At 71.9% G+C, this 18,478-nt stretch carries 11 protein-coding genes; 4 read left to right on the top strand and 7 right to left on the bottom strand.

The genetic code is table 11. The annotated features are described in order from the left end of the window. The first annotated feature begins 152 nt into the window (after nt 1–152). From O7610_RS09095 to O7610_RS09085, 3 genes are all read left to right on the top strand, one after another. Entirely contained in the window at nt 153–1,568 is a 1,416-nt protein-coding gene (locus O7610_RS09095; protein ID WP_289213054.1) for an FGGY family carbohydrate kinase, read from the top strand. Nucleotides 1,569–1,669: 101 nt separating this feature from the next. Then, nucleotides 1,670–4,405 carry a sensor histidine kinase gene (locus O7610_RS09090; protein WP_289213053.1) on the top strand — a complete coding sequence of 912 codons (2,736 nt, stop codon included), beginning with the start codon at nt 1,670–1,672 and terminating at the stop codon, nt 4,403–4,405. Next, nucleotides 4,402–4,824, top strand: a complete 423-nt coding sequence (locus O7610_RS09085) for a roadblock/LC7 domain-containing protein (RefSeq protein WP_281555324.1) — start codon at nt 4,402–4,404, stop codon at nt 4,822–4,824. Before O7610_RS09090 ends, O7610_RS09085 begins: the two co-directional genes overlap by 4 nt. A gap of 4 nt (nt 4,825–4,828) precedes the next feature. Here O7610_RS09085 and O7610_RS09080 read toward each other — a convergent pair whose 3' ends face one another. Then, entirely contained in the window at nt 4,829–6,343 is a 1,515-nt protein-coding gene (locus O7610_RS09080; protein WP_281555323.1) for a serine/threonine-protein kinase, read from the bottom strand. A gap of 124 nt (nt 6,344–6,467) precedes the next feature. Further along, nucleotides 6,468–8,033, bottom strand: a complete 1,566-nt coding sequence (locus O7610_RS09075; protein ID WP_281555322.1) for a GH1 family beta-glucosidase — start codon at nt 8,031–8,033, stop codon at nt 6,468–6,470. Nucleotides 8,034–8,950: 917 nt separating this feature from the next. Here O7610_RS09075 and O7610_RS09070 point away from each other — a divergent pair. Next, a complete protein-coding gene (locus O7610_RS09070; protein WP_281555321.1) occupies nt 8,951–11,860 on the top strand; it encodes a glycoside hydrolase family 48 protein in 2,910 nt (969 codons plus the stop codon). Nucleotides 11,861–12,099: 239 nt separating this feature from the next. Here O7610_RS09070 and O7610_RS09065 read toward each other — a convergent pair whose 3' ends face one another. The 5 genes from O7610_RS09065 to O7610_RS09045 form a co-directional block, all read right to left on the bottom strand. Next, nucleotides 12,100–13,119 (bottom strand): hypothetical protein, encoded by a 1,020-nt coding sequence (locus tag O7610_RS09065; protein ID WP_289213052.1) that lies wholly within the window; start codon nt 13,117–13,119, stop codon nt 12,100–12,102. A 93-nt stretch (nt 13,120–13,212) separates the two neighbouring features. Then, nucleotides 13,213–13,869: a DUF3159 domain-containing protein gene (locus O7610_RS09060; protein ID WP_281555319.1), complete on the bottom strand. Its 657-nt coding sequence runs from the start codon at nt 13,867–13,869 to the stop codon at nt 13,213–13,215. 32 nt (nt 13,870–13,901) lie between these two features. After that, nucleotides 13,902–16,271 carry a transglutaminase-like domain-containing protein gene (locus tag O7610_RS09055; protein ID WP_289213051.1) on the bottom strand — a complete coding sequence of 790 codons (2,370 nt, stop codon included), beginning with the start codon at nt 16,269–16,271 and terminating at the stop codon, nt 13,902–13,904. Beyond that, nucleotides 16,268–17,467, bottom strand: a complete 1,200-nt coding sequence (locus O7610_RS09050; RefSeq protein ID WP_281555317.1) for a DUF58 domain-containing protein — start codon at nt 17,465–17,467, stop codon at nt 16,268–16,270. Before O7610_RS09050 ends, O7610_RS09055 begins: the two co-directional genes overlap by 4 nt. 12 nt (nt 17,468–17,479) lie before the next feature. Next, nucleotides 17,480–18,475: an AAA family ATPase gene (locus O7610_RS09045; RefSeq protein ID WP_281555316.1), complete on the bottom strand. Its 996-nt coding sequence runs from the start codon at nt 18,473–18,475 to the stop codon at nt 17,480–17,482. Between the last annotated feature and the right edge of the window lie 3 nt (nt 18,476–18,478).

The following is an 18,478-nucleotide window of genomic DNA, read 5'->3' as shown; positions in this document are numbered from 1 at the left end:
GGGGTCCCGGTGGCCGCCTCGACGGGCGGCCGGATGGTTTCGCGCTAGACGCGCGGCGGGGCCGCCAGGTCGGCGGGCCACCAGCAGCGAGTGAGCGCGAGCATGGCGCCAGCATACCGGTCCGGGACCGTGGCTGGGTACGGTGATCGACGATGAGCATCCTCGCCCTCGATCTCGGCACCTCGTCGGTGCGCGGCCTGATCCTCGACAACGCGGCCGTGCCGCAGCAGGACGCGTTGGCCCGCCGCAAGGTGGCGTTGGCGGTCGACCGGGACGGCGCCGCCACCCTTGACCCGGCCGACTACCTGGCCGCTCTGATCGACTGCATCGACGAGCTCGACTCGGCCGGCCGGCTCGACGGTGTCGGCCTGGTCGCCTCGGCGGCCCAGTGGCACTCGGTGCTGCCGCTGGATCCCGCTGGTGCCCCGATCGGCCCGCTGATGACCTGGCTGGACACCCGACCGGCCACGTTGCCCGGTGCGGCCGCGCCGGCCGACGAAGCCGACTTCCACCAGCGCACCGGCACCTGGTGGCACCGCTTCTACTGGACGGTGCGACTACCGTGGCTGCGCCGCCACTGCGGCGGCCGGCCGGCGCGCTTCGTCGGCCTGCCGGAGTACGTGCTGGCCGGTCTGCTCGGGCATGCACCGATGTCGGTGTCCCAGGCGTCCGGCACCGGCATGCTCGACCTGGTGACCATGCAGTGGGACCCCGAGGCCGTGCAGCTGGCCACGGTACGTCCTGGTGAGCTTCCGGAGCTGGCCCCGGCGGACTGGCGCGGGCAGCTGCGGGCCGAGTTCGCCCGGCGTTGGCCGGCGTTGGCCGGCGTGCCGTGGACCCCGACGATCGGCGACGGCGCCGCCTCCAACATCGGCTCCGGATGCCTGGACCCCAGCCGGGCTGCGGTCACGGTCGGCACCTCAGCTGCGGTACGGGTGGTCCAGTTGGCTGCGCCGGGCGTGCCGTTGCCGCCATTGCCGGCACAGCTGTGGCGCTATCGTGTCGACCACACCCGGATCGTCACCGGCCGGGCCTACTCCGCCGGCGGCAACCTCTACAGCTGGGCGAACCGGGAACTGCGCCTGCCGCAGGGAGCCGAGCTGAACCGGGCGCTGGATCTGATCGAGCCGGGTGAGGGCGTTCCTGCGGATCCCCGGTTCGGTGGCGACCGCCCGCCGGGCCGTGCCCCGGCCGGCTCCGGCGAGCTGCGCGGACTGGGGTTCGGCACCACAGCGGTCGACATCTTCGCCGGGCTGATGGAGGGCGTCTGCCGGCAGGTGGCAGGTGACCTGGACGAGATCGAATCGACGATGGACGGCCCCGTGACCGAGGTCGTTCTCGGCGGCGGCGCACTCTCCGCATCCGATTGGTGGCGCAGGGCGTTCGGTGCGGCACTCGCCCCGCGTCAGGTGCGCTACATGGCCGAGCCCGAGGTCGGTGCCACTGGGGCCGCGCTGGTCGCTCTCGGCCGGTTCGACGGGCCGGGGCCGGCACGCGACATCGGCCGGACGGATGATGGTGAGTCGGCGGGTAAGCTACCCGCCAGTCAGCCACTGTATCCTTCGTGAGCCTTCCCGCAGGTCGCCGCATTGACAGCGGAACGTGGCCTGGTTGGATGGACCCCGCTCCTCGGCTTGGCCGGTGTCGGGGAAAACGGCGAGGAGGCGTGGTGGTTGCTCCCGGTGGCCCGTACGACAACGCGGTGCCGTACCCCCGCCGCCGCGTGACCAATGGTGACGGTGTGACGCCACACCGTCGTCGGCTCCGGCTGCGTCCACGGGACTGGCGGATGGGCGCGAAACTCGCCGCGGTGCTGGTCGTCCCGTCGGTGGCGTTCCTGGTGGTCGCCTCGGTGCAGACCGGCTCACTGGTCGGCCAGGCGACGGCACTCAACGAGTTCGCCCGGCAGGTCCAGATCGGCGAGCAGGTCACCGCGCTGGTACACGAGTTGCAGCAGGAACGCGACCGGACCGCCGGCGAACTCGCCGCCCGACAGAGCGGCACCGGGTACGACCCGGAGCGCAGCGTCGAGGCGCTGCAGCCGCACTACGACGCCGTCGACCGCCGGATCGCCGACTTCCTGGCCGCCGCCGGCCCACAGGCCGGCGGGGACGCGGCCTGGCAGACCGCCTACAGCCGGGTGCTCGAATCGCTGGACCAGCTGCCACCGCTGCGTGAGTCCATCTCCGGCGGCGCGGTCGGAGCCGACACCGTGTTCGGCAACTACACCCGGGCCATCGACACTCTGCTGGAGCTGCTCGCCGAACCGTCGCCGGGTCAGGACCGGCCGGAGCTGACCCAGGCGGTGCTGCGCAGCGTCCAGCTGGCCCGGGTGAAGGAGCTCGGCTCCCGGGTCCGGGCGCAGCTGTACGCCGCCGCCCGGGCCGGCCGGTACGGACCCGAGGACCAGGTCAGTCTGACCGACCTACGGGCGCAGCAACTGACCGCGCTCGCCGAGTTTCGGGTGACCGCGACCGGCAACCAGATCGCCCGGTACGGCCAGGCCGCCGCCGACCCCCGGTTCGTCGCCGCGGTGGACCTGGAGGAAACCACCATCGTCGGTGGCGCCGCCAGCCCGGCGGTGCTGGAACCGGACGCCTGGTGGGCCGCCAGCCAGGACCGCCACCAGCTGCTGCGTCAGGTCGAGTCGGGCGTGCTGGGCAGCGCGGTGAGCCTCGCCGATGCCCGCAGCGACCAGCAGCTGCAACGGACAGTGCTGGTCGCCGGGGCGGTGCTCGGGGTGCTGTTCATCGCGTTGTTCACCTCGGTGGCGATCGGGCGGTCGATCGCCCGATCGCTGCGGGTCCTGCGGAGCCAGGCGTTGCAGGTCGCCCAGCTCGACCTGCCGGACACCCTGCAACGGCTCCGTTCGGTGGAGTCCGGGGTCCCGCAGATCGAGATTCCTCCGGCGGCGGTACGCACCCGCGACGAGGTCGGTGAGGTCGCCGAGGCGTTCGTCGCGGTGCACCGTAGCGCGGTGACCGTCGCGGTGGAGCAGGCGGTGATGCGCCGCAACGTCAATGCGATGTTCGTCAACCTGGCCCGCCGCAGCCAGGTGCTGGTCGAACGGCAACTGGAGCTGCTCGACGAGCTGGAACGCGACGAGGGCGACCCGGACCAGCTGGACAACCTGTTCAAGCTCGACCACCTGGCTGCCCGGATGCGCCGCAACGACGAGAGCCTGTTGGTGCTGGCCGGGACCGAGGCTAGCCGGCGGTGGAGCCGTCCGGTGGCGCTGTCGGCGGTGACTCTGGCCGCCGCTGCCGAGATTGAGCAGTACCCGCGGATCCGCCACGACGTCGAGGACAAGCTGCACATCGTCGGGCACGCCGTCGGCGACCTGGTGCACCTGCTCGCAGAGCTGCTGGAGAACGCCACCGCCTTCTCCCCGCCGTACACCAACGTGCACGTCACCGGACACGAGTACGCGCCCCAGTCGGTTCTCATCGAGATCACCGACGAGGGGATGGGGATGTCCGCCGAGGCGATCGAGCAGGCCAACGCGACCCTGGCCGAACCGCCCGACGCCGACGTCGCCGCCTCCGAGCGGATGGGGCTGTTCGTCGTCAGCCACCTGGCCGCCCGGCTAGGGGTACGGGTGCAGTTGCGGCCGGCCGAACGGGGGCTGGTGGCCAACGTGTGGCTGCCCGGCACGGTGCTCGCGGCGCCGGACGAGGACTCGCCGTACGTCGCGTCGGTCGGCCGTAGCCCGACCGACTACCCGACCAGGGAGATGCGTGCCGTCGGCGCGGCGGTGCGGGCCAGCGCCGGTGACCCGGTGGCCGGCCGGCCACCGGCTGTGTTGGGTGGTCGTGGGCCGGCGTTCGCCCCGCCGGCCGCTCGTCCGTCGATCCCGGCGGACGAACCGGTTCCGGTGGTGCCTGCGCAACCAGCTGTGGTCGAGCAGCCGAGTGCGGTACCGGCGTTGCGTCCGGTGACCGCGCTGCCGGCCGGACCGGCCGCCGGTGACCGGACCGTGGCGGTCCGGCGCGGCGGTCGCCGACCCACCCCGGCGCGGGCCGAGGCCATCCTCGCCTCCGCCGGTGGCGCTGCGGCCGGCGGTGCTGCGGCCGGCGGTGCCGCGGCCGGTGGCGGCAGCGTCTGGTGGGAACGTCAACGTGGACCGGTCGCTCCGCTGCCACCCGCCCCAGCGCCGCCGGTGGTTCCGGTAACCGCCGGGACCAGCAGCAAGGGACTACCGGTACGGGTGCCGATGGCTTCGTTGCCCGTTCCCGCCGAATCTCCCGCAGCTCCCGTTCCGGCGCCGGTCGACGAGCCGGATCCGGATGCGGTCAGTAGCGTGCTGTCCCGCTTCTACGGCGGTGTGCGGCGGGCTGAGTCCGAGGACACCAGCGAGATGACCCTGGCGCCGGCCGGCCGCCGTGGTGAGGAGGAGCAAGAGTGAAGACTTTGAGCAAGGAGGCCCGCGACCTCAGCTGGTTGGTGAGCGCGTTCGCGGAGCGCGTGCCGGGTGTCGCGCATGCCATCGTGGTGTCTTCGGACGGTCTGCTGGTCGCGGTGTCGGAACATCTGCCCCGGGACCACGCCGACAAGCTATCGGCGGTGACCTCCGGGCTGATGAGCATCACCAGTGGTGCGGCCCAGATGTTCGACAACGACGTGGTGAAGCAGACCGTGGTCGAGATGGGCCGCGGCTACTTCCTGATCATGAATATCCGGGACGGTTCGATCCTCGCCACCCTCGCTGCTGGCGATGCGGACATCGGTGTGGTCGGCTATGAGATGGCGCGGTTGGCCAAGCAGGCCGGTGAGATGCTGACTCCGGCGCTGCGCGCCGAACTGCAGCAGGCGCTGCCGCGCTGAGCTCTCAGTCGGCGACCTCCACCAGGAGCGTGGCGAGCATGAGGTCGAGCTGGATTGAAATATCGGTGCCCACTGTGCCCTCTTGTCGGTGTGCGGCGAGTCTCGACCTTAGCTCGCCGGCCCGGTGCCGTAGCTGCTCAGGCGTGGCGCCTTCCGCCACCGAGACGCGAAACTGGTCGGCCGCGTCGCGTAGGTCAGCTGCGGCATCCGCCCTGATCCGCCCGTCAGTGGAGCCGTCGGCCACGAGCAGATCGAACTGCTCCACCACCCGCGCCGCCGTGGCCAGCAGCTCCGGCGGTGTGTCGTCCGGCCCGGTCGGGGGCCTGGCCGCCCCGGCGACCGGCGCGGTCGCTATCGGCGAGGGGGCCGCCGCGTGTTCGGCGGCCGGCAGAGGCGCGCCGAGTACCGCGGCCGCCACGACCGCGAAGGCCAGTAGCGCCGCCGCGCCGGCCCCGGCAAGACCGACCGCCGTCGAGGACATCCGGGCCCGGCCGGCGGGTGGTCGCGCGTCCGGCGGGACAGCCGGCCGCGCCGCCATCGCGGCCCGGCGCGGTGCCGGTTGGTCCGACTGGGCCACCATCGCGGCCCGCCGCAGCATCGGCCCGGCCTGCCGGGCCGGCGGTAGCCGGTCCACCAAGGTCCGGCCGCCGGGCGAAGCGCCGACCGGGCGCGGTCCGGGCAACGGGAACTCGACCATCACGCCGAGCACCGCGTGCAGGGCGTCGGCGATCTCACCGGCGGCCGGCCGCTGCGCCGGATCCCGGCTCAGGCAGGCGAGGCAGAGATCGGCGGCGGGGGCGGGCAGTCCGTCGGCGCGGGGTCGGGCCGGCGGGTCCGGTCGCTGTAGCCGGACGGCCGCCTCCCGCCAACTGCCGGCCGGTATGGGTGGTGACCCGGTCAGCATCTCGTAGCAGAGCGCGCCGAGGGCGTAGACGTCGGCCGCCGGATGGGCCGGCCAGTGAAGCAGCCGTTCCGGTGCGGCGTACGCCGGAGTGCCGAGCAACCAGCCGGCATCGGGCGCGGGTCGGCCGTCGGTCAACGCGGCGATGCCGAAGTCCAGGATCTTGGCGCCACTGGCGGTGAGCATGACGTTGCCCGGCTTGATGTCCCGATGCACCACCCCGATCCGGTGGGCGGCGGCCAGGCCGCTGGCCACCTGTGCGGTCAGCCAGACCGCAGCCTGCCAGGGCAGCGGCCCACCGGCCAGGCGGGCAGCGAGGTTCTCCCCGTCGACCAGTTCGAGGACCAGAAACGGCACCACATCGGTCTCGGTGATCGCCGCCTCGCCGTAGTCGTACACCTGGGTGACATGCGGATGAGTGATCCGGGCCGCGGCCCGGGCCTCCTGCCGACAAGCGGCCCGGACCGCTGGCGCGATCGGCGGCGTGAGCGCCTTCACCGCGACCGGTCGGTCGAGCAGTTCGTCGCTGGCCCGCCACACCTCGGACATCCCACCCAGCCCGATCCGTTCGACCAGTACGTATCTCCGGTCGAGACGCAACCCAGGACCGAACCCCATGGGCACAGTCTGTCCTGGCGCGTACGCGGCGTGGTGCGGTTTTCTGGTTACCGAGGGCGAGTTCCTCCGGAGGATGTAATCCCGGTCGTCTTCCGCGCGGCCCGGCCGTGGAACATCATCGCTGTCAGATGGCGTTCTCCGCGATCACCCGCCGGTACCAGTGCGCGCTTCGCTTGAAGATCCGCCGTTGCGTCGGGTAGTCGACGTAGATGAGCCCCCAGCGCTGCTGGTATCCCTCGGCCCATTCGAAGTTGTCCAGCAGCGACCAGACATGGTAGCTCTCCACGTTGACACCGGTGCTGATCGCCCGGTGCACGGCGGCGAGGTGATCCCGGAGGAAGGCGACCCGGCCGGGATCGTCCACCGAACCGTCCGTCGCCAACCGGTCCGGGGTGGGCAGGCCGTTCTCGGTGATCGTGATCGGCACGGTGCCGTACTCCCGGTGTACCCGGGTGAGGGCGTCGAACATGCCGTCCGGGTGGATCTGCTGCCAGCCCGCCTCCGAGGTCGGCCAGCGGCGGACCGTGCTGCCGTCTGCGGCGACGTAGAACGGGGTGTAGTACTGGACGGCCAGCAGGTCGATCGGCTCGGCGATGACATCGAGGTCACCGTCGTGTATCCCACCGGCCAGCCGGCTGGCCGGGCCGAGATCGGCGAGGACGTCCGCCGGGTAGCTGGCGAGGAAGATCGGGTCCAGGTACAGCCGGTTCTCGTAGCCGTCGTACAGCCGGGCCGCAGCGGCGGCTGCCGGGCTCGCGTCGGCTGGGTAGCAGGGATGCAGGTTGAGCGCCGGTCCGATCCGGCACGCGGCCCGCTCCGCGCGTAGCGCCTGTACGGCCAGACCGTGCGCGAGTTGGAGGTGGTGGGCCACCAGGTACGCTGCGTCCGCGTCCGGCCGGCCCGGGGCGTGATGCCCGCTGAGGTAGCCGTTCTGTACCACGGTCTTCGGCTCGTTGATCGTCAGCCAGACCGGCACCTCGCTGCCGAGGGCGTGGAACAGGATCTGGGCGTACTCGGCGAAGCGGTACGCCACGTCGCGCTGCTCCCACCCGCCGAGGTCCTGCAGGGCCTGTGGCAGGTCCCAGTGGAACAGGGTGGCCATCGGCTCGATGCCCCGCTCGAGCAGCCCGGCGACCAGTCGGCGGTAGAAGTCCAGCCCGCGCCGGTTGGGCTGACCGGTGCCGTCGGGCTGGATCCGCGGCCAGGAGATGGAGAACCGGTAGCTGTGCAGTCCGAGCTCACGCATCAGGTCCAGGTCGTGGCCGTACCGATGGTAGTGGTCGGCCGCGACGTCGCCGGTATCGCCGCCGCGGGTCCGACCGGGGGTGTGGCTGAAGGTGTCCCACACCGATTCGCCTCGGCCGTCCTCTTTGGCGGCACCTTCGATCTGGTACGCGGAGGTCGCCGCGCCCCAGCGGAAGTTGTTAGGAAAGTGCAGACCGATCGGACGTTCGGGATCGCCGCGGTGGCGGATGGCCGGGGTCGCGGAACCATCGCCTGCCGGGTCGGGCCCGGTCGCGTCGACGGGGCCGGCTTCGGTCGCGTCGGCGATGGCTCGGCCGGGGTCGGTGCCGGTGATGCGGCCGGTGCCGGCGGCGCGGCCTGGATCGCCGCTCGGATCGCCGCTCGCGGCGCGGACGGCGGAACGCTCGGCCCGGCGGTGCAGGTGCCGGCGGGACAGTACGGCCATCGGGCTCTCCTGACAGTGGTGTCCGATCCACTGCGGTGCGGCACGGGCGCGCGGATGCGCCGGTCAGGTGGCGCGGATGGGGGGATCGGCGGTGGTGGAACCGGGTCACGTCGGCCGGACGGCCGGACGGGGTGCCGGGTCGACCGATTTCCTGCCGGGTGTGGGGAAGTAGTGTGGGGACGGGGAGGGCAACCCCCGTCCCCACCATCAGTTGCTTTCACGCACGAGCGGTTTGGCGTCCAGGTCGTGCGTGACGCGCGGGAGCCGGGCCACGCGAGTGGCTCTGGATCCACCTCCTCTCCCGGGTGGTGTCTGCAGCTGCCGGCGGAGTCCGGGCTGGCCCGCCACCAGCTGTACGACCGGTAGTGGTGTGCTCCACCGGGGCGGCGGGGCACGGCAGGTACGGTGTACTCTCACGTGTTGCAACATCCATCGATGGAAGCGCTCCCATCGACGTTGGTTCTGGACTGTAGTCTCCGTCACGGGTTTGTGAAAGACCCAAAACGAGATCGAAACATGTTGGTGGCGTGAGTGAGTCCGGCCGCGCCCGACCATCGCTGATGAATTCCCTGCTCAATGCGGGTTCGTCTGGGTTCTCCGGTGGGTTGTCAAAGGTTGCCACTTGCTGCGGGAGCGCTCCCATGTAACACTGTCGACCATCGCAGGTGGGAGCCAACAGACCACGCGACAGCGGCAGCCGAGGGCATCCGACCCCGTGTCGGTACGGCGCCACGCAGTGAACCGGAGCCGCCGGTCCGGCGCTCTCCGTCGTATGCAGACCCCGGTCCGGGACGGGTCACACCCATCCGGCGCCTGGCGTCCGACGCGCTGCTCCACGACATCGCCCACCGCGCCCAAGGCGCCAAGCCGAGGTGTACCTCACTGCCTCGGCCTGGTTCGCGAGGAGAACCCCGCACATGAGATTGACCGCGACGAGACAGCGGCTGGCAATGCTCGCCGCTGGCGTGATGGTCGTCGGAGGTGTCGCCGCCGTCCCCGGCGTCGCCAACGCGGCCACCGCCTGCGACGTCGTCTATTCGACCAACGACTGGAACAACGGCTTCACCGCCAACGTGACCATCGAGAACCTCGGTGATCCGCTCACCGGGTGGACCCTGCGCTTCACGTTCCCGGGCGGCCAGCGGGTCACCCAGGGCTGGTCGGCCAACTGGACCCAGTCCGGCAACGTGGTGACCGCGACCAACGCCGCCTGGAACGGCAATCTGGCCACCGGTCAGTCAACCAACATCGGCTTCAACGGCTCGCACACCGGCTCCAACCCCCGGCCGACCTCGTTCTCCATCAACGGTGTGACCTGTAACGGCGCGTCGGAGAACCAACCGCCCACGGTCGGTTTGACGGTGCCGTCGGGGCCGTTCATCGCGCCGGCCGACGTCCCGCTGACCGCGACCGCCAGCGACGCCGACGGCACCGTCGACCGGGTCGAGTTCTACCGCAACGGGCTGCTGGTCAACACCGACACGACCAGCCCGTACCAGTACGTCATGGAGGACCTGCCCGCAGGCAGCTACACCGTGCAGGCCCGGGCGTACGACAACGCCGGCGCCAGCGCCACCGCCGAGCGGGCGTTCACCGTCAGTCCGGCCTCTGGACCGAGTCTGATCGCCACCCCGTCGTCGGTGAGTGTCAACGAGGGCGGCAGCAGCAGCTTCAACCTGCGGTTGAGCTCGGCGCCGAGCGGTAATCTGCCGGTCAGCCTTGCGATCTCCGGCGACAACAGCATCACCCGGTCGCCGTCGTCGGTCACCCTCACCCCGAGCAACTGGAACACCGGGGCGACGGTCACCGTGTCGGCCGCCGAGGACAGCGACACGGTCAGCGGCACGGCCACGATCACCGCCACGGCGAGTGGCCTGGCGCCACTGGCCATCGTGGTCACCGAGATCGACAACGACTCGCCCGGCGGCGACAACGAGTACATCGAGCGCTTCCTGGAGCAGTACGGAAAGATCAAGAACTCGGGTTACTTCAGCCCCGAGGGCGTGCCCTACCACTCCATTGAGACACTGATCGTCGAGGCCCCGGACCACGGCCACGAAACCACCTCCGAAGCTTTCAGCTTCTGGATCTGGCTGGAGGCCAACTACGGCCGGGTCACCGAGAACTGGGCGCCGTTCAACAACGCGTGGACCGTGATGGAGCGGTACATCATCCCGGGCACCGCCGACCAGCCGACCGCGGGTGTCCCCGGCACCCCGCAGTACGCTGCGGAGTACCTGCGCCCCGACCAGTACCCGTCGCGGCTGAACCAGAACGTTCCGGTCGGCACCGATCCGCTGCGCAACGAGCTGCAGTCGGCGTACGGCACCGGCGAGATCTACGGCATGCACTGGCTGCTCGACGTGGACAACGTCTACGGCTACGGCCGCTGCGGTGACGGCACCACCCGACCCGCGTACATCAACACCTTCCAGCGCGGCCCGCAGGAGTCGGTCTGGGAGACCGTCCCGCAGCCATCCTGCGACACCAAAGCGCACGGCGGCCCGAACGGCTACCTGGACCTGTTCATCGCCGAGGACAACGCCCCGGCGTCGCAGTGGAAGTACACCAACGCCCCGGATGCCGACGCCCGCGCCATTCAGGCGGCCTACTGGGCGCTGGTCTGGGCCGAGGAGCAGGGCAACGAGAGCGCGGTCGCGGCCACCGTCGCGAAAGCCGCCCGGATGGGCGACTACCTGCGCTACGCGATGTTCGACAAGTACTTCAAGCGGATCGGCAACTGTGTCGGCCCATCCAGCTGCCCGGCCGGTACCGGTAAGGACTCCGCGCACTACCTGATGTCCTGGTACTACGCCTGGGGTGGCGCCACCGACACCTCGGCGGCCTGGTCGTGGCGGATCGGCTCCAGCCACAACCACTTCGGCTACCAGAACCCGTTCGCCGCCTGGGCGCTGACCAACGTGCCGGAGCTGCGGCCGCGCGGCGCCACCGCGGTGCAGGACTGGACCGAGAGCTTCGACCGGCAGATGGAGTTCTACCAGTGGCTGCAGTCCGCTGAAGGTGCCATCGCCGGCGGTGCCACCAACAGCTGGAACGGCTCCTACGCCCAGCCTCCGTCGGGCACCCCGACCTTCTACGGCATGTACTACACGGAGCACCCGGTCTACCACGACCCGGGCAGCAACGAGTGGTTCGGCATGCAGGTCTGGTCGCTGCAGCGGGTGGCCGAGGTCTACTACGTGACCGGCGACGCCCGGGCCAAGCAGATCCTCGACAAGTGGGTGCCGTGGGCCATCTCGCACACCGAGATCGGCACCGGCGGGGACTTTGCGATCCCGTCGACCATGGAGTGGACCGGCGCGCCGGACACCTGGAACCCGAGCAACCCCGGTGCCAACAACAACCTGCACGTCGAGGTCGTCGGTACCGGTCAGGATGTCGGCGTGGCCTCGGCCTACGCCCGGACCCTGATGTGGTACGCGGCCGCCTCCGGCGACACCGAGGCCCGCGACACCGCCAAGGGCCTGCTGGACGCGTTGTACGCCAACGCCGACGCGCAGGGCTCCTCCACCGTGGAGACGAGAGGTGACTACCGTCGCTTCGACGACGTCTACAACGCCTCCACCGGGCAGGGTCTGTACATCCCGAACGGCTGGTCGGGCACCATGCCCAACGGCGACACGATCGAGCCGGGCGCGAGCTTCCTGGACATCAGGTCGTTCTACCTGGACGACCCGGACTGGCCGAAGGTTGAGGCGTACCTCAACGGTGGGCCGGAGCCGGAGTTCCGCTACCACCGGTTCTGGGCACAGGCTGACCTGGCGATGGCCTACGCCGACTTCGGTCACCTGTTCCCGAACAACTGAGACCGGTGTCCGGGTGGGCGGCCGGCCCCGCCCACCCGGACACCTCCACCGCGATCCATCACCTGAACCAACACCTACGTACCGCCGCCCCACCAAACGGTCCGGCACCGCCTGACGGCGCCGAACCTCCGCAGACGGCCTGATACCCACGGTCAGGCCCGCCCGTGGTGGGTCGGCCGGGATTGGCCAACGCAGCGATCCCGGTCGGCCCACCACATCCTTGTGTTCGTCGGCTGACGTCAGCCCCGGTAGCACCGCCAGCTGTACGCGTCCCGACGACTGCCGGCCTCGGCGACGACCGGCTCGCCGTATCGACTGGCGCAGGCGCGTCGGACGTCGAGGTCTCGGTCATGAGGGGTCCACGGCCGGACGCACTCCCATTCGGTGCCGTTGCCCGGCCACTCGCGCGGCCACGCCATCCACCCGCCGCCGTGCTCCTGCTTGCAGTAACTGTCCAGCATGCCACGGAGATCGTCGCTGTTGTCCGGGCCGAGCAGCACCGGCTCGCCGCCGCCCGGCGGTGCGGCGCTGGACGCCGGCGGGTCGTCCGATGGGGGCGGGGGAGGAGCCGGGTCCGACGCGGGCTGCTCGGGGGGCACGGCCGGCGGGTCGGCCTGGCGCACCTCGGGTGACTCCCCGTTGTCGCCGGCGGCCGGCGAGGTGTCGGTGACCTCGGCCGTGACCGTCGCGGTAGGGGCGCTTTCCGGGGTCGCGGTGGGGGTGGTCGGCGAGCCTGTCGAACTCGCCGGGTTCCACAACAGTCCGTTTCCGGAGACGAACGGCGCCGAGCACAGCAGCGCCACTGCGGCGACCGAACCGGCGGCCACCACCCAGCCGTACCGGCGGGCCAGCGCGATGAACCGGTCCGGCTCGTCCGGTGGCGCGCTCCGGGACGGTGCCGGCGCGGTCGCTGCCGGTCCAGATGCGGTGCCGGCCGGTCCCGTCGGTGGTTGTGCCGGGGCGGCGGTCAGGCCCGCGACAGCGGCGGCCGCGGGTCGGACGGCTGCGGGGCGTACCACCGGCTGCTCGACCGTCGGTTCGTCGAACGCGTCGGCCGAGCGGTTCGCGTCGGCCGATAGCTGGACGATTGGCTGCTCGACCGTTGGCTGCTCGACCGTCGGTGCGTCCGGAACCGCCGGGCCCGGCGGCCGACCGCCAGGCAGGGCCTTCAGCTCGACGGTCGGCTGCGTGAGGGCACCGTCCGCAGCGGAGTCGCTGCGTCTGGCGCCGCGAGCGGAGTCAGCAGGTTTCTCGGCCACGGGAACGCCTGCCTCCTTGTGCGGATGCGGTCGGGACAGCGTGTCACTCTAGTCACATCAGCACCGGCCCGGGTCGTACGGGAGGCCGATTCGTCACCGTAGGTCGGCCGGTACCGGACGGCGTATCCCCGGGTGCCCGGCCGGAAGCGACCGGCGGAGCACCCACCAGCTCACCGCCAGGCAGGCGGCGACCAGCGGCCAGGCTAGCGCGACCCGTAAGGCTGCCAGCGCCATCGCCTGGTCGGCGAGATAGAGCGGGACGAAGACGGCCACCCGGGTCACGTACTGCCCGACCCAGACCCAGCTGGCCCGGCCGTACGCCCGCAGCAGCGCCGGATCCCGGCGCCACCCGGTCCGTTGACCCAGCACCGCTCCCACTACCACGCCGAGCAGCGGCCGCCGGACGACGATGCTGAACGCCCAGGCCAGTGCGCTCGCCGCGTTCGACAGCAGCTGCACCAGGAAGAAGTCGGACGCCCGCCCGGTGCGTAGCGCGATCACCGCGGCGACGCAGACGGCGAGCAGCCCGATCAGCACCGACCGGGGTCGATCACCACGCCGTAGGCGTACCCCGGCGATCACCACGCCGACCGTGACCGCGCAGCACACGCCGACCCAGATCGACTCTCCGCCGGCCACCCATCCGACGCCGAACGCCACTGCTGGCAGCGTGGCGTCGATGGCGCCTCGTCGCCCACCGAGCAGTTGCGCCAGTGACTCCGCCTGGGTGTCGTCCGATGTACCGGTCACCGTCCGCCTTCCGCCGCCGTCCTTAGGTAAGGCTAACCGTTTACTGCGGTGTTCGCGGTGGCGGCTGTACGTCGGCGACGCTCCCAGCGCAGTGGACCGGGGTCCAGCGACCAGATCACCCGCTGCCACCACGGCCGCCGGGCACGCAGCGCCGCCACCCAGACGGTGGCGTAGCCACCGGCGCGCCGGGCCTGCTCGTCGTCGGTCTGCCCCGGTGCGAAGCTGGCGAGGTTGACCAGCTCGGCCAGCGGGTCGAGCCGGGGCAGTGCCGCACCGTCCGGCAACTCCCGACCGTGTCCGGCCACCTCGCTGGCGGACATGTGCCCCCCGGCCGGGTGACCAGCCAGCCGGAGCGCGTCGACCACCTCGAGCCAGGCCCCGCAGACCCGGTGCGCGGGCAGGCCGCTGTCGAGTCGCCGGTCGCGTAGCCGGCGACGCAGCAGCAGGACGACGCCGGCCCATCCGGCCGCGCCGGCCCCGGCCACCGTCGCCGCGACGACGCCGAGCAGCCAGCCGGACGGCCGACCGCCCGGCGGTGCGGAGGCCGCCGAGGGCGGTGTCGACGGCGTCGGGTCGACCGTCGGTAGCACGGACGGCGCCACAGACGGCGTCGGCTCGTCCGGTGCCGGCCGGAACTCCTCCTCGATCGGGCGCGGCGTACTGTCCGGTCGGGGCAGCGGATCGAACGGCACCCAACCGACACCGGAGAAGAGCACCTCCGGCCAGGCCACCGCGTGCCTGCCGTGCACCGTCGCGTCACCGGACGGCACCACGAACCCGACGACCACCCGGGTGGGTAGCCCCATCAGCCGGCTGAGCAGCGCGTAGGCAGCGGCGAACTGCTCGGAGGTGCCCTGCTGGCCGCCGGCGTCGCGCGGCCCGAAGAGGAAGAAACCCAGATTCGGGTACGCGTGCCCGCTCGGCGCGTCGGCGACAAGCTGGTAGTGGTCGGCGAGGAACTGCTCGACGGCCAGCGCCCGCTGGTACGGCGCACCGTTGTCCCGGGCGAGCTGCTGGGCGAGCCGACGGATCTCCGCCGGCACCCCGTCAGCCACCCGCAGGGTCCGGGCCACCGACTCCCCGGCCGGCACGTCTGCGGTGGTCAGCGCGTTCAGCGGTGGTCGACGCGGCACCGAGTCGACGGCGTACGTGACGCCGGGAGTGAGACCCTCGGGGTGCAGCAAGGTGCTGCTGGCCCGGTCGTAGGCCACCCGGACGCCGTCGACCCGTACCGGGGCGGTGATCGCGGGCAGCAGCCGGCCGGACAGCTCGGCCACGGTGATCTCCTGGCGTACTGCGTCTGTCGACGAGGCGTCGGTTCGCGACGCCGCAGCGTCCTCGACCGGCGGCAGCACCCGGCCGGCGTTGCGATAGGTCCCGCCGACCCGCCAGGTGACGCCGTCGTAGTCGTGCAGCACGGCCAGAGTCAGCCGTAGCGCACCGTCTGCGGTCGGACGCGGGCCGGCCCCGGAGGCTTGCGGCCCGTCCACGGCCGGAGGCGGTGACGCGCCGACCCGCAGGTCGAACAGCGGCTGATCGGGATTGAGTGCCCAACCGGAGATCCTGATCAGGGGATTCTCGTCGAGGATTTCCACCTGCGGTGGTGCGACGTAGCGGCGTGGGTCGACGTCGGTCGTCGCGATCCGGGCCACCACCCACGGGGCGCTCACCGCCACCAGCAGCAGTACGGTGGCCGCGCCGGCGAACGACACCGCCGCCGTCCGCAGCCGTACCGTCGTCAGCGCGCCACCACCGCCACCGCTGCGCGGCCCGGACGGCTGGTTGACCGTTGCCGCCGACCCGCTCCGCCGGGCAGCGGGTGCCGGCGCCGCGGTGACCAGCAGCCCGACCGCCGCCGCCGCGACGAACAGCAGCGCCGGCCACCGGGCCGGCTCGGCGTTCGGCCCGACCACGAACGCCGCCGCGCCGAACAGCAGCAACGGCGGCAGGCAGCCGAGCAGCATGCGCCGGGCCCGCACCGCGAGCTCGGTCGCGGTGAAGCCGGCGAGCCAGCTGGCCACGACCGGAACCACCACCGTGTCCGGCACCGCCTCCATCGGGATCATCGCGGTCAGCAGCCGGGGAACCCCGTTCGCGGCGGCGTCGGCGAGCAGCCGGGTCACCGGGCCGGCCAGCTCCGCCCGGTCCGCCGCCCACCATCCGGCGGCCAGCAGGTAGCCACCCATCAGCAGGACGGACAGTGGAGCCACCTGCCAGTTCGGCAGCCGCCGGGCGCACGTGCCGACCAGCACCGCCGCCGCGCCGGCACCGGCGATCAGCCAGCTGGCCGCCGCCCCGTCGTAGATTCGGCCGAGCAGGACCGCGGCTGACCCGGTCATCGCGATCAGCGCCGCCGCCACCGCACCGAGACGCGCCAGCCCGGTCGTCCGGTCACCGGTCACCGGTCACCTGCCGCATCCCAGCCGGCGGCGAAGCTGACACCGTCGGCCGCCTCGACGAACAGCACTCCGGCCAGCCCGGTCGGGGCACCCAGCGCCGGTGCCCCGCCTGCCGACGGGTCGACGGCGCCGGTGATCCGGCCGACCAGAATGATCGCGAAGACTGCGCGCAGCGCACCGATGCGGGCGACGGCATCCGGATCACCGGTGCCGGCCAGATAGACCAGCGTGTCGCCGGGCCGTTGCTGGCGCAGCTGGTCGCAGACCTGTCGGACCGGGTCCTCGCCGGTCAGCCGGTCGGTCCCGGCCAGCGTGACCTCGGCCAGCCGGTCCAGCGGGTGCCGACTCGGCGTGCCGTCCGGCGGCGGCTGGTCGACGACCATCCGCAGCAGCACCGGAAGGTCGGCCCGGGTCGCCGCGTCGACCACCGACGCCGCCGCCTCACAGGCCGACTCGAACGTCGCCGACGCCCCGTCGGCGTGGTCGTGGTACGCGACCGTCCGGTTGTCCAGCAGCACCACCAGCCGGGGCATACTGGTGTCGACGTGTTCCCGCACCATTAGCTGGCCGATCCGGGCGCTGGTCCGCCAGTGCACCCGGCGTAGTTCGTCGCCGACGACGTACTCCCGTAAGGAGTCGAAGGTGATGCTGCCGTGCGGTACCCGGTCGATCCGGCCGTCCAGGCTGCGGGCGATCCCGGCCGGCACCGCGCGCAGTGGATGCATCTGCGGCCGGACCCATACCCGGACCGGTTCGCCGTCCGCGCGTGCGACGGCGACCAGGCCGAACGGGTCGCGCCGGAGCACCCGCAACGGGCCGACCGGGAGCACGCCCCGGCGATCGGTGGGTACCGGATAGCGCACCGTGGTCGTGGCGCCGGAGCGCAATCGGGCCAGCGGCACCGGAATCCACCGCCGGCCGCACCGTTCCTCGGCGAGGACGCTCGCCGCGCCCCAGCGCCGAAGGTTGCCGACCTGCAGCGTCACGGTGCACACGTCGCCGCGGTTCACCCGGTCGGGTTCGACGGTACGGCGTACCGACAGCCGGGGCTGCCACAGCGCGTAGCCGGCCGCATAGCCGACCACCGTCAGACCGGCGGTGCCGAGCAGCGCGAGCTCCGGATAGCCGAGCACGGACCCGACGGCGGTGAGCAGCGCGGCGGTGACGCCGAGGCCGAGACAACGGGCGGTGACGTTCATGGGCCGGTCGGCTCAGACCCCGGCCGCTGCCGGCTGGCCGGCCGGCAGCGGCACCGGGACCGACCGGACCACGTCGGCGAGCACCTCGGCTGCCGTGACGCCGCGCAGTTGGGCGTCCGCGGTGAGTAGCAGCCGGTGCGCGAAGACCGGCTCCAGCAGGGCCTTCAGATCCTCGGGCAGCACGAACCCCCGGCCGCCGATCAGCGCGTACGCGCAGGCCGCCCGGGTCAGCGCGATCACCCCGCGTGGACTGACCCCGACCCGGATCTGCGGGTGTGTCCTGGTCGCGGCCGCCAGCCGCACCGCGTACCCGTACAACGGGTCGGCGATGTGCACCCGTTGCGCCAGTTGGATGAGCCGGCCGACGGTGGCCGTGTCGGTCACCGGCTCGAGTGCCTCAGGGGACCGCAGGGTCGCCCCGCGCAGCACCTCGATCTCGGTCTGCTCATCGGGGTAGCCGACCGACAACCGGACCAGGAACCGATCCAGCTGGGCCTCCGGAAGCCGGTAGGTGCCGTCCATCTCGACCGGGTTCTGGGTGGCCACCACCAGAAACGGCCGGGGCACCGGATGCCGGACCCCGTCCACTGTGACCGTGCGTTCCTCCATCACCTCCAGCAGCGCCGACTGGGTCTTGGGTGAGGCGCGGTTGATCTCGTCGGCGATGACGATGTTGGCGAACACCGGGCCGGGATGGAACTCGAACCCCTGGGTGGACTGGTTGAAGATGGTCACCCCGGACACGTCGGCGGGCAACAGGTCGGGGGTGAACTGGATCCGACGCCAGTGGCCGTGCACCGTGGCGGCGACGGCCCGTGCCAGGGTGGTCTTACCCACCCCCGGCACGTCCTCCAGCAGGACGTGGCCCTGCGCGAACAGGGCCGTCAGGGTCAGTCGCACCACCTGCGGTTTGCCCAGCACCACGGTGGAGATCTCACCGGCCAGTCGAGCGGCGGTCGAGGCGAAGCCGGTCACCTCGTGGGGCGTCAGCTGGGTGGTCGTGGTCACTGC

The sequence above is a fragment of the Solwaraspora sp. WMMA2065 genome, from assembly GCF_030345075.1.
GTDB lineage: Bacteria > Actinomycetota > Actinomycetes > Mycobacteriales > Micromonosporaceae > Micromonospora_E.
The sequence above is the reverse complement of the archived record's forward strand: the minus strand, read 5'-3'. Positions and strand labels throughout refer to the sequence as shown.

Bases quoted from the DNA above. Each gene is read 5' to 3' on its own strand.
- O7610_RS09050 (WP_281555317.1), bottom strand. From the start codon at position 17,467: ATGAACGTCACCGCCCGTTGTCTCGGCCTCGGCGTCACCGCCGCGCTG.
- O7610_RS09080 (WP_281555323.1), bottom strand. From the start codon at position 6,343: ATGGGGTTCGGTCCTGGGTTGCGTCTCGACCGGAGATACGTACTGGTC.
- O7610_RS09095 (WP_289213054.1), top strand. From the start codon at position 153: ATGAGCATCCTCGCCCTCGATCTCGGCACCTCGTCGGTGCGCGGCCTG.
- O7610_RS09075 (WP_281555322.1), bottom strand. From the start codon at position 8,033: ATGGCCGTACTGTCCCGCCGGCACCTGCACCGCCGGGCCGAGCGTTCC.
- O7610_RS09070 (WP_281555321.1), top strand. From the start codon at position 8,951: ATGAGATTGACCGCGACGAGACAGCGGCTGGCAATGCTCGCCGCTGGC.